The organism is Citrobacter sp. W9, from assembly GCF_026719375.1.
Lineage (GTDB): Bacteria > Pseudomonadota > Gammaproteobacteria > Enterobacterales > Enterobacteriaceae > Citrobacter > Citrobacter werkmanii.
Genome location: NZ_JAPPTE010000008.1, coordinates 147201 through 161537, shown reverse-complemented (window position 1 = coordinate 161537; position 14337 = coordinate 147201). Strand labels below are relative to the sequence as shown.

The 14337-nt window shown below is 55.0% G+C and carries 12 protein-coding genes; 2 read left to right on the top strand and 10 right to left on the bottom strand.

The genetic code is table 11. The annotated features are described in order from the left end of the window. Positions 1-398: 398 nt before the first annotated feature. Both nrdD and nrdG read left to right on the top strand, forming a co-directional pair. The gene (gene nrdD, locus OOJ59_RS13960; protein ID WP_038636715.1) at positions 399-2537 is read left to right on the top strand and encodes an anaerobic ribonucleoside-triphosphate reductase; all 2139 of its coding nucleotides are present in this window, start codon (positions 399-401) and stop codon (positions 2535-2537) included. A gap of 120 nt (positions 2538-2657) precedes the next feature. Next, entirely contained in the window at positions 2658-3122 is a 465-nt protein-coding gene (gene nrdG / locus OOJ59_RS13955; RefSeq protein WP_069324767.1) for an anaerobic ribonucleoside-triphosphate reductase-activating protein, read from the top strand. Positions 3123-3143: 21 nt separating this feature from the next. Here the strand turns inward: nrdG and OOJ59_RS13950 are convergent, their stop codons facing one another. The 10 genes from OOJ59_RS13950 to tssC form a co-directional block, all read right to left on the bottom strand. Next, positions 3144-3665: a toxin-antitoxin system YwqK family antitoxin gene (locus tag OOJ59_RS13950; protein ID WP_160955384.1), complete on the bottom strand. Its 522-nt coding sequence runs from the start codon at positions 3663-3665 to the stop codon at positions 3144-3146. Continuing rightward, positions 3665-5629 (bottom strand): type VI secretion system Vgr family protein, encoded by a 1965-nt coding sequence (locus OOJ59_RS13945; protein WP_160955383.1) that lies wholly within the window; start codon positions 5627-5629, stop codon positions 3665-3667. Before OOJ59_RS13945 ends, OOJ59_RS13950 begins: the two co-directional genes overlap by 1 nt. A 137-nt stretch (positions 5630-5766) precedes the next feature. After that, on the bottom strand, positions 5767-6015 hold the full coding sequence (locus OOJ59_RS13940) for a type II toxin-antitoxin system Phd/YefM family antitoxin (protein ID WP_087857466.1): 249 nt from the start codon (positions 6013-6015) through the stop codon (positions 5767-5769). Between the two features lie 192 nt (positions 6016-6207). Continuing rightward, a complete protein-coding gene (locus tag OOJ59_RS13935) occupies positions 6208-6804 on the bottom strand; it encodes a DNA/RNA non-specific endonuclease (RefSeq protein ID WP_160955382.1) in 597 nt (198 codons plus the stop codon). Positions 6805-6812: 8 nt separating this feature from the next. Continuing rightward, positions 6813-9323, bottom strand: a complete 2511-nt coding sequence (gene tssH / locus OOJ59_RS13930) for a type VI secretion system ATPase TssH (RefSeq protein WP_160955381.1) — start codon at positions 9321-9323, stop codon at positions 6813-6815. Beyond that, positions 9314-10258 carry a type VI secretion system baseplate subunit TssG gene (locus tag OOJ59_RS13925; RefSeq protein WP_160955380.1) on the bottom strand — a complete coding sequence of 315 codons (945 nt, stop codon included), beginning with the start codon at positions 10256-10258 and terminating at the stop codon, positions 9314-9316. The genes tssH and OOJ59_RS13925 overlap by 10 nt, the downstream gene beginning before the upstream one ends. Then, positions 10222-11943 carry a type VI secretion system baseplate subunit TssF gene (gene tssF / locus OOJ59_RS13920; protein WP_121529885.1) on the bottom strand — a complete coding sequence of 574 codons (1722 nt, stop codon included), beginning with the start codon at positions 11941-11943 and terminating at the stop codon, positions 10222-10224. Before tssF ends, OOJ59_RS13925 begins: the two co-directional genes overlap by 37 nt. A 19-nt stretch (positions 11944-11962) precedes the next feature. Further along, positions 11963-12340 carry a type VI secretion system baseplate subunit TssE gene (tssE, locus tag OOJ59_RS13915; RefSeq protein ID WP_121529884.1) on the bottom strand — a complete coding sequence of 126 codons (378 nt, stop codon included), beginning with the start codon at positions 12338-12340 and terminating at the stop codon, positions 11963-11965. Between the two features lie 9 nt (positions 12341-12349). After that, complete coding sequence (locus OOJ59_RS13910; RefSeq protein WP_121529883.1) at positions 12350-12832, bottom strand: Hcp family type VI secretion system effector; 483 nt, start codon at positions 12830-12832, stop codon at positions 12350-12352. A gap of 18 nt (positions 12833-12850) precedes the next feature. Then, positions 12851-14332 (bottom strand): type VI secretion system contractile sheath large subunit, encoded by a 1482-nt coding sequence (gene tssC, locus OOJ59_RS13905; protein ID WP_069324762.1) that lies wholly within the window; start codon positions 14330-14332, stop codon positions 12851-12853. Positions 14333-14337: the final 5 nt, after the last annotated feature.

Below are 14337 nucleotides of genomic sequence, written 5' to 3'. Positions count from 1 at the left end.
GTTCAGGCCCGGTACGCATAGCGTGGCCGGGCGTTGTCGCCTACGCTCAGCTTACCTTCCTGTTTTTGCTGAATAATTAATCAGAATTTTCCAGGGGTAATTTACAATCGGCTGTAGCGCCCGTCATCTGTACGCTCCGATTTTTACTTTGCGCTACATCAAAAAAATCGTAAACATCCTTGATGCAAATCACTACATATAGAACTTAAAATGCACGCCGACCCAATATGTTGTATTAATCGCCTATAATTGCTACAACTACAATGCACCGCTTCACGGTGGAATTGTGGATAACGTGGGTCAGGATTGCGGGAAGTCATTGGCAATAGAGATGAATAAAGCCATGGTCGCTTCCCCAACCTCTGTGGATAACCTGTTCTTATAAATATGGAGTGATCATGACACCGCATGTGATGAAACGAGATGGCTGTAAAGTGCCGTTTAAATCAGAGCGCATCAAAGAAGCCATTCTGCGTGCAGCTAAAGCAGCGGGAGTCGATGACGCAGATTACTGTGCCACCGTCGCAGAAGTCGTTAGTAGCCTGATGAATGAGCGCAGCCAGGTCGATATCAACGAGATCCAGACAGCGGTAGAAAACCAGCTGATGTCTGGCCCGTACAAACAACTCGCCCGTGCGTACATCGAATATCGCCACGACCGTGATATCCAGCGTGAAAAACGTGGCCGTCTGAACCAGGAGATTCGTGGTCTGGTTGAGCAAACCAACTCTGCTCTGCTGAACGAAAACGCCAACAAAGACAGCAAAGTGATCCCGACCCAGCGCGATCTGCTGGCCGGTATCGTCGCCAAACACTATGCGCGCCAACACCTGCTGCCGCGTGATGTCGTTCAGGCGCACGAGCGTGGTGATATTCACTATCACGATCTCGACTACTCGCCGTTCTTCCCGATGTTTAACTGCATGCTGATCGACCTGAAAGGCATGCTGACGCAGGGCTTTAAGATGGGTAACGCGGAGATTGAGCCGCCAAAATCCATCTCTACCGCGACCGCCGTGACCGCGCAGATTATCGCGCAGGTTGCCAGCCATATTTATGGCGGTACTACCATTAACCGTATTGATGAAGTTCTCGCGCCGTTCGTGACCGAGAGCTTTAATAAACATCGCAAGACCGCTGAAGAATGGCAGATCCCGGACGCCGACGGTTATGCCCATTCCCGTACCGAAAAAGAGTGCTACGACGCTTTCCAGTCCCTTGAGTATGAAGTGAACACCCTGCATACCGCCAACGGTCAGACGCCGTTCGTCACCTTTGGTTTTGGCCTGGGCACCAGTTGGGAATCGCGTTTGATCCAGCAGTCTATTCTGCGTAACCGCATTGCTGGCCTCGGTAAAAACCGTAAAACCGCGGTGTTCCCGAAACTGGTGTTCGCGATTCGCGATGGTCTGAACCACAAGTTTGGCGATCCGAACTACGACATCAAGCAGCTGGCGCTGGAATGCGCGAGCAAGCGTATGTATCCGGACATTCTGAATTACGATCAGGTGGTCAAAGTCACCGGTTCGTTCAAAACGCCAATGGGCTGCCGCAGCTTCCTCGGCGTGTGGGAAAACGAGAACGGCGAACAGGTTCACGATGGTCGCAACAACCTCGGCGTTATCAGCCTCAACCTGCCGCGTATCGCGCTGGAAGCCCATGGCGATGAAGCCACCTTCTGGAAACTGCTCGACGACCGTCTGGTGCTGGCGCGTAAAGCGCTGATGACCCGTATCGCGCGTCTGGAAGGCGTAAAAGCCCGCGTTGCGCCCATTCTGTACATGGAAGGTGCCTGCGGCGTGCGTCTGAAAGCGGACGATGACGTGTCTGAGATCTTTAAAAATGGTCGCGCCTCTATCTCTCTGGGCTACATCGGCATTCATGAGACCATCAACGCGCTGTTTGGCGACAAACATGTCTATGACAGCGAGCAGCTGCGCGCCAAAGGTATCGCCATTGTGGAACGTCTGCGTCAGGCGGTCGATCAGTGGAAAGACGAGACCGGCTATGGCTTTAGCCTGTACAGCACGCCGAGTGAAAACCTGTGTGACCGCTTCTGCCGTCTGGATACCGCCGAGTTTGGCGTGGTGCCGGGCGTAACCGACAAAGGTTACTACACCAACAGCTTCCACCTCGACGTGGAGAAAAAGGTGAACCCGTACGACAAGATCGATTTCGAAGCGCCATACCCGCCGCTGGCGAGCGGGGGCTTCATTTGCTACGGCGAGTACCCGAATATTCAGCACAACCTGAAAGCGCTGGAAGACGTTTGGGATTACAGCTATCAGCACGTGCCGTATTACGGTACCAACACGCCAATCGATGAATGCTACGAGTGCGGCTTTACCGGTGAGTTCGAGTGCACCAGTAAAGGCTTCACCTGCCCGAAATGTGGTAACCACGACGCCGCGCGCGTGTCGGTCACCCGCCGCGTGTGCGGTTATTTAGGCAGTCCGGACGCACGTCCGTTTAACGCCGGTAAGCAGGAAGAAGTGAAGCGCCGCGTTAAGCATTTAGGCAATGGGCAGATAGGTTAATATCCGTTTGCAAAGGCCGTAGGCCTGATAAGACGCAATCGCGTCGCCATCAGGCATCACAATGTTGCCGGATGCGGTGCAAGCACCTTATCCGGCCTACATGCTTTCTGGACATCCTCTATGCGCTACCATCAATACTATCCTGTCGATATCGTCAACGGCCCAGGAACCCGATGCACCCTGTTTGTGTCAGGGTGCGTGCACGAATGCCCCGGTTGCTATAACAAAAGCACCTGGCGGCTCAATTCCGGCGAGCCGTTTACCAAAGAGATGGAAGATAAGATCATTGCCGATCTGAACGACACGCGTATTCACCGTCAGGGAATTTCGCTGTCGGGCGGCGATCCGCTGCATCCGCAAAACGTGCCGGATATTCTGCAACTGGTACAACGTATTCGCGCTGAGTGTCCGGGAAAAGATATCTGGGTGTGGACCGGCTACAAGCTCGATGAACTCAACGCCGCACAGATGCAAGTGGTGGATCTCATCAACGTGCTGGTTGATGGCAAATTTGTGCAGGACCTCAAAGACCCGGCGCTGATCTGGCGCGGTAGCAGCAACCAGGTCGTGCATCATTTGCGATAAAATCACTCAGGAGAGGCGTGTTCACAGCCTCTCCGTCCATTTACTCATTCGCGATTGCGCTTTACCACGGGCATCAATGGCACGCCCATCCGGCAGCCAGCGCTCCGCTTCCCCTTTCAGTATCCCCTTTTCGTAACAGAGACGCTGGGCAAGCGAGCCGTCCGGATAGAACTGTTCGCTGAGCTGGTGACGCAACCCCTGACACCACTGCTCACGCTGCTGTAGCTGCCCGGAAGGATAAAAGCTGCGGCATTCGCCGTGCAGCAGGCCGTCAAGCCACTGCTCTTCTCGCAGTAGCTCGCCATTTTCCGAGAAGTAACGAGCAATACCGTCCGGCCTGCCCTCACGGTACGCCTGCTGCATAGCTAGCTGACCGTTAGGATGCCAGCGCTCCATTATCCCATGCAGCGCCCCCTGTTGATATCGCAAAACTGCCAGCAGGCGTCCGTTCTCTTCAATTCTCGTCTCACCGTTTAGCTGGTCGTTCGCAAGATTTGCCCGTAGCAGGGTGTTATCCAGGTGATATTCCTGCGTATCGCTCATCAGTTAATCTTCACCAGGCCACCTTTAATCATCAGCATCCCGCCACCATCCACCGTTTGGGTCGCGCTGGCTTTGCTGGTGAGCGTGGCTTTTGCTTCGTGGCTGATGGTTGCGGCTTTCTGGGTCAGCGAGGCTTTCGCTTCACTGGCTATGCTGGTGGCATCCAGCTTCATGCTGCCCGACGCGCTGGCGTTAAGACCCGACCCGCTCTTGATGTCCAACGTTTTACCGCTCTCGAGAGTTAGTGTACCGCTGACCTTAATCGTCAGGTTGCCATCGACGTTCAGCGTATAGTTGCCCTTTACCTTATGCGTCTCGTTGCCGTCGATGGCGTACTCCTGATCGCCTTTCACCGTCACGCTGCGCTTCTCTTTTACCTCCAGTGTGTCGCTGCCTTTTTCGATTTTCACCGCACGATTGCCTTTTTTTAGGGTGACGGTTTCGTTGCCCTCTTCAACGGTACGCGTGCGGTCGTTTTTGACGTTCTGAATGTCGTCATGGCTGATAGTCGTTTTGCTGTCGTTAAGAACGGTAAGCTGGAAGTCTTTTTGCGCCTGCATCGCCAGCAGCTCGGCATCTTTTTTGTCGTCGAAGCGTAGTTCGTTGAAGCCTTTTTCACTTTTGGTTTTAATGCCCGACTGGGTCTGGTTCGCCGGAAGTGCGTACGGCAGCGCATTCGCGCCGTTGTAGACGCAGCCGGTAATCAGCGGTTTATCCGGGTCGCCGTCGATAAAGCTCACCACCACTTCCTGACCGATGCGCGGGATAAACTGCGCGCCGAAGCCGTTGCCGCTCCACGCCGTCGCCACCCGCAGCCAGCAGGAGCTGGTTTCGTCGCTTTTGCCCTCTCTGTCCCATGGGAACTGCACCTTCACCCGACCAAGTTTGTCGGTCCAGATCTCCTCGCCGCTTTTACCCACCACCGTCGCCGTTTGCGTATGCATAAAGGGCTGTGGCGTCACGGCGAGGGGGCGATACGGCGTGGCCTTTGGAATAGCAGTGAAGCGGTTGCGATAGCGTTCACCGTCGTACTCGTGGCTAACGGCGGTGATTAGCCAGTCGATGTTCAGAGATTTGTCGTCATGATCGGTTAGCGTAAACCAGTGCCCGGCCATCAACGCCGCGCAGTCGCTTTCACCGACCAGCTGTTTCGCCTGCGCTTTCAGGGCGTTAACCTTCCACGCCGTCAGCGCGTCGCCTTCGGCTTTAACGCTAAAACGCCCCGGATGCTGATACTGCATCCCGCCCTTCTTCTCACCGGCCTGCGAAAACAGCGCCGCTTTTGGTTGTTCGTAGTTAAAATCCCTGCTCTGGAAGCCCTGGGCGGTGGCCTGTAAATGCAGTTCTGCCGAGCGAATCATCCCGGTTTCCCGTGCGCCGCTTGCTGCGGCCTGATACTTCACTTTTTTGTCGCCAGGTATCGGCAGAAAAGCGCTGTTATCATCCGCCAGCACCAGGGTGTGCTTGCCCGCTTCATAGGTGAAGAACCAGAAGATCCCCTCCTGCTCCAGCAGGCGCGAGACAAAATTAAAATCGCTTTCGTTATATTGCAGGCAGTATTCGCGTTTTGCCGGTTTGGTTTTGAGCTGGAATTTATAGTCGCTAAAACCGCCGTCCTTAAACACCTGCTCGACGATCTCCTGCGCGCTGAGGTTCTGGAACACACGGTTGTTACTGGCAAGCGTCAGCCACCACAGCCAGGGACGCAGGACAAACTGGTAGCGATCGGCGTTAGCGGTGGCGGGGAGCTGGTGCGCCTCGGCAATCAGCCCGTCGTAGCTGGCGTTGTTGATGGTGGCGGTCAGATGGGTGGCCAGCGCGCTGTCTAAGGTTAACGGCGCGGAGGTGGTTCCAGCGATGGTGGCGGTGGTCAGGCCGTTAAGCTGTGATTCGTTGTACGCGGTGGCGGCGGTAAGACCGGTTAGCGCCGGGGCGGTGAGTTTGATGATGGTGGAATCTGACATGGGAAATTCCTTTTATATTTGTAGAGTACGTAATGCCCGGTGGCGCTACGCTTACGCGGGCCTACTGAATATGCAGCCTTTGTAGGCCGGATAAGGCGAAGCCACCATCCGGCGGTTCTGCATTCAAAATAACGTGATTACAGATCATTTAAAGACACCTTTATTCGCTTTCCACCTTCACGCTCGTCGGCAATGCGGGTAAGTTCGGCGTCTTCTGCCAGCTCCAGAAGATAGGCATAAACCGCAGGCGGCACGCAGTAGAACGCAGGCTCATTGCGGTTCAAAATCGCCACCGCTTCACCCTCCCCGGCGTTTACCGTTCCCATTGGGTTACGTTTCAGATCGGTAATGCTGGCAGCGGTCTTGGTCAGGATATAAAATGGCATGGTTTTTTCCTCTTTAGTGAGGTTTTAGTATAGGCCATAAAAGATCCTTTAAAAGTACCATTAAAGGCATCTTAATAGTATTAAGAATTACCCTCGCCCAATCTGTATATTTTGTTTGCTGTTGGTTTTAGAGAACACAATGAAGTCATTCACTACAGTTAAAGTAGCTGATTATATTAATTCCTCATTAAACTATGCAGCAAAACACCCTTTACTTATATGTGCAGCACTACCTTCATGATGTTTATATATCCCATTAGGGATAATAACTGCGTCACCAAGTCTACTCAAAGAAGGTACATCGAGGATCATTACAGATGTGTTTATTTGAAAAAATTCAATAGATAAAGATTCAGGGCATGGAAATGGGCAATATGGATTTCCCATTGCTCCTAATGGAGAACCATAATGGGTTAAGCTTGTCGGCACAGGTACATATTTTGAAGCGTCATAATTTGCAGTTACCTTATAAATGAATTTCATCCCGGGATTTGCTTTAACATGTTTAAATACTCTCTCTTCAAAATCATACATAAAAGGATGATTAGTACCGTCAATAAGCGTAACAAGGTTTCTTGCATCCCCCCCGTCACCACCTAATTTCATGCCTATCATATGGCCTCTCTGGTGATGATAAGGGCATCCACCATTAATAAAACCAGGTGGTTTTATTTTTTGATCAGCTGTAGAACCTTTATCCATATTATTATAAACTAAAATAGCTTCAGCAGTATAAGGCAGATCCATCCCTCGAATATTTGTTGATGTATATGTTGGTGTTAAAGGCATAATAGCTCCTATTCATTTTTACCCATCACTTCCCCAACCACCAGATTCTCAACATCCCTGGCTCCGGCGCCCTTACATTTCTCCATAACCCTTTCTACCAGCCCATCCTCCATATTTAATTTCTCCCCCGTCGCCACAAAATACCGCTGAGCTAATTTCTCCAGCTTCGCCAGCACAATGCCTTTTAATATTTTTTCATCCAATGCCCGATAGACCACCGTGGTCATCCTTGCTAAAAACGCCGGGCGGAAATGTTTTAATAACTCCTCGCGCAATGCCTCGTTAAAGCGCTCGCTGTTTAATTCAGCCGCTGGCGTGTCGAGAATTAATTCCGCGCCGACGTTGCTGGTCGCCAGCATCACCGTGTTTTTAAAATCAACAATCAACCCGGTGCCATCTTCCATTACCCCTTTGTCGAAAACGTTATAAAACGCCTCCAGCACGTCCGGGTGCGCTTTTTCGATTTCGTCGAGCAGTACCACCGAATAAGGTCGACGGCGCACGGCTTCGGTTAACGCCCCGCCGCTGCCATAACCGACGTAGCCCGGCGGCGCGCCTTTGAGCTGGCTGACGGTATGCGCCTCCTGATATTCCGACAGGTTAATGGTGATCAGATTGCGTTCGCCGCCGTACAAAGCATCGGCCAGCGCATAGGCGGTTTCGGTTTTACCCACGCCGGTTGGCCCCACCAGCAGGAACACGCCGACCGGCTTTTGCGGGTCGGTCAGGCCGCTGCGATAGGCGCGCAGACGTTGGGCGATGGTCTCCAGCGCTGCCTGTTGTCCCATTACCCGTTCGCTCATCCGTGTAACCAGCGTGCGCAGGGCGTGGGCTTCATCGGTCTGCATCTGGCCGATTGGGATCCCGGTCCAGCCGCTGATCACCGAAGCCACCGTGGCGGGATCGACGCAGTCCGGCACCAGCGGCACTTCGTCACGTAGCTGGGCGGCGGCAGTTTCCAGTTTGCCGATCAGCGCGGCGCACTCAACCAGTTCCTCTTCCAGTTCATCATCCTCTTCCAGCCGCACGCTGAGATCCAGCATTCGCTGACGGGCGGCCTGTAGCTCGCCGACCCGCTGGCGCTCGTCCTGCCAGCGCTCCTCCACCTCCCGCGCCTGCTGGTGGAGTTTTTCCGCCTGCGCTTCCAGTTCACACAGTCGATCGTGATGATCGACGCCCACCAGCAGCTCACGATTCAGACGTTCGCTCTCTTCTTCAATGGCCGCCAGATGCTGACGGATCTCCTCAAGCTGGGGCGGCACATCATGCTGCGCCAGCGCCACCCGCGCGCAGGCGGTGTCGAGCACGCTGATCGCTTTGTCCGGCAACTGGCGACCAGAGATATAGCGCTGCGAGAGGCGCACCGCCTCGCGGATCGCCGTATCCAGAATTTGCACGCCGTGATGCGCCTCCAGTTTATCGGCCACCGCCCGCAGCATGATTACCGCGCTGTTCTCGTCCGGTTCCTCGATCTGGATACGCTGAAAACGCCGGTCCAGCGCCGGATCTTTCTCGAAATATTTTTTGTACTCCTGCCAGGTGGTGGCGGCGATGGTACGCAGTTCACCACGTGCCAGCGCCGGTTTCAGCAGGTTGGCGGCATCATTACCCCCCTCGGCGCCGCCCGCGCCAATCAGCGTGTGGGCTTCGTCGATAAATAAAATGATCGGCTGCGGGGATTTTTTAACGGCGTCAATGACGCCTTTTAGTCGCTGCTCAAATTCACCTTTCACGCCCGCTCCCGCCTGCAACAAGCCAAGATCGAGCGCCAGCAGAGCGACATCACGCAACGGCGGAGGCACGCTGGCTTCGGCGATGCGCAGCGCCAGCCCTTCTGCGACGGCGGTTTTGCCCACACCTGGCGCACCCACCAGGATCGGGTTGTTCTGCCTGCGACGCAGCAGGATGTCGATACACTGGCGGATCTCCGCGTCGCGCCCGATGATCGGATCGATCCGCCCTTCCCGCGCGTCACGCGTCAGATCGTGCGTATATTGATCCAGAACCCCGCCTTCACGCTTCGGGGATTCGCCCTTGTCAGGGTCTGCAGCCTCCTCAACGGAGTTGCGACACCAGTTCTGCCACTGGCTTTCCAGCTCCGCAGCCGGAAGCTGTAACAATAGTGGCATTCCCTGCGCCAACTGGGTACGCAGCCGTTCTCGGGTGAGTAAGGTCAGGAGCAATAAGGCCGAACGAACCAGAGGAATACGCTGGAACGTCGCCTGCAAAATCGCCCCTTCCAGTAGCTCTATCAGGTGTACGGAAAACACCGGCATCCGCGTACAGCCCGTTTTGAACTGCGCCTGAGCACGCTGGATCTCTTCACGTAACGTATCGGTGGAGATCGCCGCGTTGCTCAGGCAATACGCTAAATCACAGTGTTCATCATCCAGTAAAGCCAGCAGCATATGCTCCGGCTCAACGAACCAGTGTCCCTGCGCCCGGCTGCGTTCGGCGGCCTGTTCCAGCGCACGAAAACAAATTGGGTTCAGTCGTTTTACCAGCGCTTTCAAATCCATTTACTGTTCTCCTCAAGATGCTGTTGGCAATGGAACATGGCGGGCTTGCGCCCTGCCAGTTGCGCGGTATAACCCAGACGCGGCGGTGCAACGCGGGTTAAGCGATGATCCAGAGTCAGGGTTGCGCGCATCATCAATTCCAGCGTTATTCCCGCACCAAACCAGATTTCCGCTAATTTGCTCAGTTGAATAAATCCCCGTCCGCCAGGTAAAAATGTTCGCCACTGCGCGGCATTTTCCGCACACAGATGCACCCGTAGCGCCGCATGCTGATTCCATATTCGCCGACCGGCGACGCTATTGCGCCCCAGCCGACACCCGGTCCGGCTTTGAGACGCCAGCGGCAAGGATTGCCAGCGCCCGATAAACTCCTCAATATGGACGGTGATACCGAGCGTTGCCGCCACCAGCGCCACAAATCCCGCCGTTGAACGCCGACGATTCGCCAGCCCGCTGCTTTGCGACAGCAGACGCTGTAGCTGCCCAGACTGAGGCTTTTTTACGGCATCCAGATCAAAACCACACAGCACCCGCATCAACGTAAACCCCGGCGCATCTTCTCGCCTGGCGTAAGGCGTTGCCAGCCGATACAGGCTCAGGCTACGGCAGTGATGTTGAATCAAGCGCTGTTGAAACAGATGAATAAAGTCCTGCGACGCGCTGTTTTTATCCTGCGCCGCCTGTTGCAGCCATTCCAGCCAGCCGTAGGGCAGCACCCCATCGGCTCCGCCCGGCCCCAGGCTGTGGACCTGAAGGGTACCGTCGCGCAGCGACACCTCCGCAGGCGTGAACGCCAGCCCCAGTTCCCCCCGCAGCGCGGGCGTTTCACCGCTCGCCCGTAAGATGCGGATACACTGCTCGAGCGAAAAGCGCCACGGCTCGCGCCGCAATTGGGCGATTACGCTATCAGCGCGGTCTGTTCGGCTTCTGTCCATAGCGACAGTTCCTCTCCATCTTCCTGCAATACCGTACGAACAAAGCAGTTCGCGGTGGCATTGCGAGCCAGAAAACGGGCGATGATGCCGGCAAATAGCAGTCGGCTATTGCCAGTAAATGATTGTGGTTCAAGGGCTAACGTCACCCGGATGCCGTTATGCCAACCGCGCCAGGCATCACCTCCCCGATGCTCACTGACCCGTTGGCAACGCATCTCGCGAATACCATTAATCTGTTGCCAGACGGCGGGTGACGCGGCGGAAGGGGCATACAGCGCCAGCAGCTCTTTCAGCGACGCCAGCGCCATCTCGCCTTCCACTAGCGACAGGTGATTGAGCGCCAGCGAGGAAAGCAACTTCCAGCGCGTGTCTCGCTGTAATGCTGGCTCAGAAGGCGTGGTCGGCGTACCCAGTAAATGTACTTGCGCAACCGGGCCCGGCACTTCGAAGGTCAATGGCGTTCCCGCTGTAAGTTGTGCGGCCTGCTCACCGTTGCTGCACCAGAGCGTTGCCGTCAGACTGGTTTCTTCATCCGCCACATACGGGTCAAAACGACTGTCCACCAGCGTTAGCCACAGCGCATTCCCCTGGTGGCGGTGACGCCGTGCATACCAGAACCAGCGGGCCTCGCTATGTCCCTGGGCTGAGTAGTACGCAGGAACGCGCCAGGCTTTCTCACGGCGACTCATCCACAGCGCCTGTACGCGGTAGATGTGCACATTTTTGTCATGATGATCGGCGACCAGCCGATGTTCGCTCTGGGTATGTTCGACAAACAGCGGCTCTGAGGTGCGAGTGAAAAGGTTTATTACCGGCACGCAGCCCAGACGAATATCGCCAGGTTTAATATGCTGTGCTGCCTGTGGAGCATTGTCGAAAGGGATACACACCGTGATACTGTCGCCCTCGCCCGTCGACGGCAGCGGTAAATCAAAATACATCAGCGTCTGCGGACAATTCATCCAGGCACTGAGCGCCAGCACGCTGGACTCTACGCCCGGTTCGCTGGGCAAAATCTTTTCGGCATTCAGCAGGCCAATGGGATGTGGGCGCAGCGGCCCAATGACATGGGCGTATAACAAATCAAACAGCGTGGCATTGATTTGCGGCGAACCGCTGAGATGAATGCGCAACTGTGTTACCGCCAACATTGAGAACTGATGCGGCGGCAGGCAGCGTAGCTGAATACGCAATGCGCCACGCGCCTGCGCCATTCCGCTCAACTGCCGGGCTTGTGCGGCATCACACCAGACAACATTTTCAATCTCGATAGGCCATAGCGTTTGCGCCAATGCCGTGCGCCACCAGACCGTTTCTCCACTTTCCGTTTGCGCGTATAACGGCGTTCCGGCAGGAAGCATGTAGCCCTGACTCAGATCGCCCGCCAGCGGATCGGCGGTAAAACAAGCGGTTGCGCAAGAAGGAAAAGGGCGTAACAAATGGGGAGAGAGCTGTTCCAGTAGCGAGTCGCATAGCTCACCAAAGCCGTCATCAAGACGCTGATGCAGCCTGGCGCTTTGCAACGCAAAGCCTTCCAGAAGTCGTTCAACATGGGGATCCGGGCAATCGAATTCACTCAGCCGCAGTCGGGAAGCAACATGCGGATGCCGACGAGCGAATTCACCGCTGGCGGTTCGCAGCCATCGTAGCTCTTGCAGATAATCATCAAGCAATCGATCGTCCATTGATCTCCCCTGATACGGGTTATCGCCAACCGCCATTTTGGTACGCCAGCTCCAGCGTTAGCGGTTCGTCGTCGTTCCACAGCATCGCGTCAAGTTGCAGCGCCAGCGTCTGATGATGGGCATCTTTTACGCTCACGATCAGCGCCTGAATCCGGGGCTCATGGCGCAAAATAGCAGCGCGCAGCTGACGGCAATACCAACGCAGCACCCGTTCATCGCCTGCGTTCAGCCCGTGCCATTCCGGGACGCCCCAGGCAAGCAGCGCCGGCAATATGTCAGCATCTTCTGCCGCACGGGAGTTGAACAGTCTTCTCAACTCCCGGCAAACCGACTCACGCGGCGTAATGTCCTCATCCATCAGTCTGTCGAGCAGCGCGACGGGTAGTGACATGGGCATTACCTCAAGTTACGGTTTCTTATTCATCGCCATATCCCAGACGGAAGAGACGTTACCCTCTTTCTGACCTCCCAGTTTCTGAGCGGTGATTTCCCATTTAATTTTGGTGAAGTTCAGCGACATCGTTTCCACCGGTTTGCCACCGGAACCGCCGCTCACGCTCAGATGCGAGATAACCACGTTATCCAGGGTATACACGATAAGTGGCAGCATTTTGCCGTCATCATTCCGACATAACGTCAGTACAGCCTCTTTAATCATCTTCCCACTACAGCAGTACTCGTTAAGCTTCGGCGTGGAAAGGTCGACAAACTTGGTCAGCGACATTTCCCCCACGTGCGCCCGTCCGGAGGTGCGTTCGGTGTTACTGACGTCGTTGGTGACCTGCATTGCGACGTTATGGCTGTAGGACATGATCTCTATCTGATCTTTAAATCCATCAACCTGACTTTCGCCTTTGATATCGTCGAGCTTTAAAAAAATTGCATCCATGGTTTATCTCCTTAATGATCAAGCGGCTGCCGGTGGCGGCAGTTCGGCGACCAGACGGATAGAGGTGGTTAACTCTTCTAACTGGAAGTGCGGACGCAGGAATACAACCGCGCGATAGACCCCCGGCTTGCCAGGCACAGCACTTACGTCCACCCGCGCTTCGCGCAGTGGATAACGCGCTTTGATCTCCTGTGGGGCGCTGTCGGTGAGCAAGACATAATCGGCAATCCAGTTGTTGAGGTAGCTTTCGATCTCGTCACGGCTCATAAAGCTGCCAATCTTGTCGCGCATAATAACCTTCAGGTAGTGCGCAAAGCGCGAGGCGGCCAGGATGTACGGTAGCATCGCTGAAATGCGCGCGTTGGCGTTGGCTTCCGGCGTGTTGTAGATTTTTGCCTGATTAGTCGTTTGTCCACCAAAGAATGCGGCGGTGTTAGTATTCTTTTTATGGCACAGCGCGATAAACCCGAGATCGTTCAACTCTTTCTCACGGCGATCGGTGATGGCTATCTCCGTTGGGCAGCGCAGACTGATATCGCCGGATGGCGTAGAGAAGGTATGCGCTGGAAGATCTTCCACCAGTCCACCGCCTTCAGCGCCACGAATCGCCGCGCACCAGCCATACAAGGCAAATGCCTCGGTAATGCGGTTAGCCAGCACCCATGCGGCGTTGCCCCACAGGTATTTACTCGCGTCCATGCCGTTAACATCTTCAACGAAGTTAACCCCTTCTACCGGCACCGTATCCGGTCCGTACGGCAGACGCTGCAACACATGCGGTAACACCAGCGAGACATAGCGGGAGTCATCGCTATCGCGGAAGGCTCGCCATTTAATCAATTCGGTGCTTTCGAAGATCTTCGCCAGATCGCGCGGGACGCCCAGCTCAGCGAACGATCCCATATCAAATAAGCGCGGACTGGCGGCAGCAATAAATGGCGCATGGGCCGCTGCCGCCACCTGGGAGATTTTCTCCAGCAGCGCCACGTCCTGCGGATGTCGACCAAACTCAAAATCGCCCACCAACACGCTGTAAGGGTTGCCGCCGAAAGTCCCGTATTCATCTTCATACAGTTTTTTGAACAACGTGCTCTGGTCAAACTCGACCGCTTTTTCCAGATCGTCCTGCAACTCCTTACGTGACACATTCAGCAGACGCAATTTCAGCCGGGTGCTGGTTTCGGTATTCATCACAAATTGATGCAGGCCACGCCAGGAGGCTTCCAGTTTCTGCATCTCCGGGTGATGTAATACTTCATTCAACTGGTCGCTGATGAGCGCGTCAATCTGCGCGATGCGGTGGTTGATCATCGCTACGGTATCGCTTTCAATCACCATCCCTTCATCAAGAATCTGCGTAGCCAGTTCTTCCAGCATGTCACGCGCGTAGGTCTGCTGTAGCTCATCGCGCGCCATTCGCCCTTCCTGAATAATGCGGTCCAGCACGCTCAGCGTAACGGTTTGCCCACCGGTTTCAGCTTGTTCCTGAACATTGTCCATTGTTC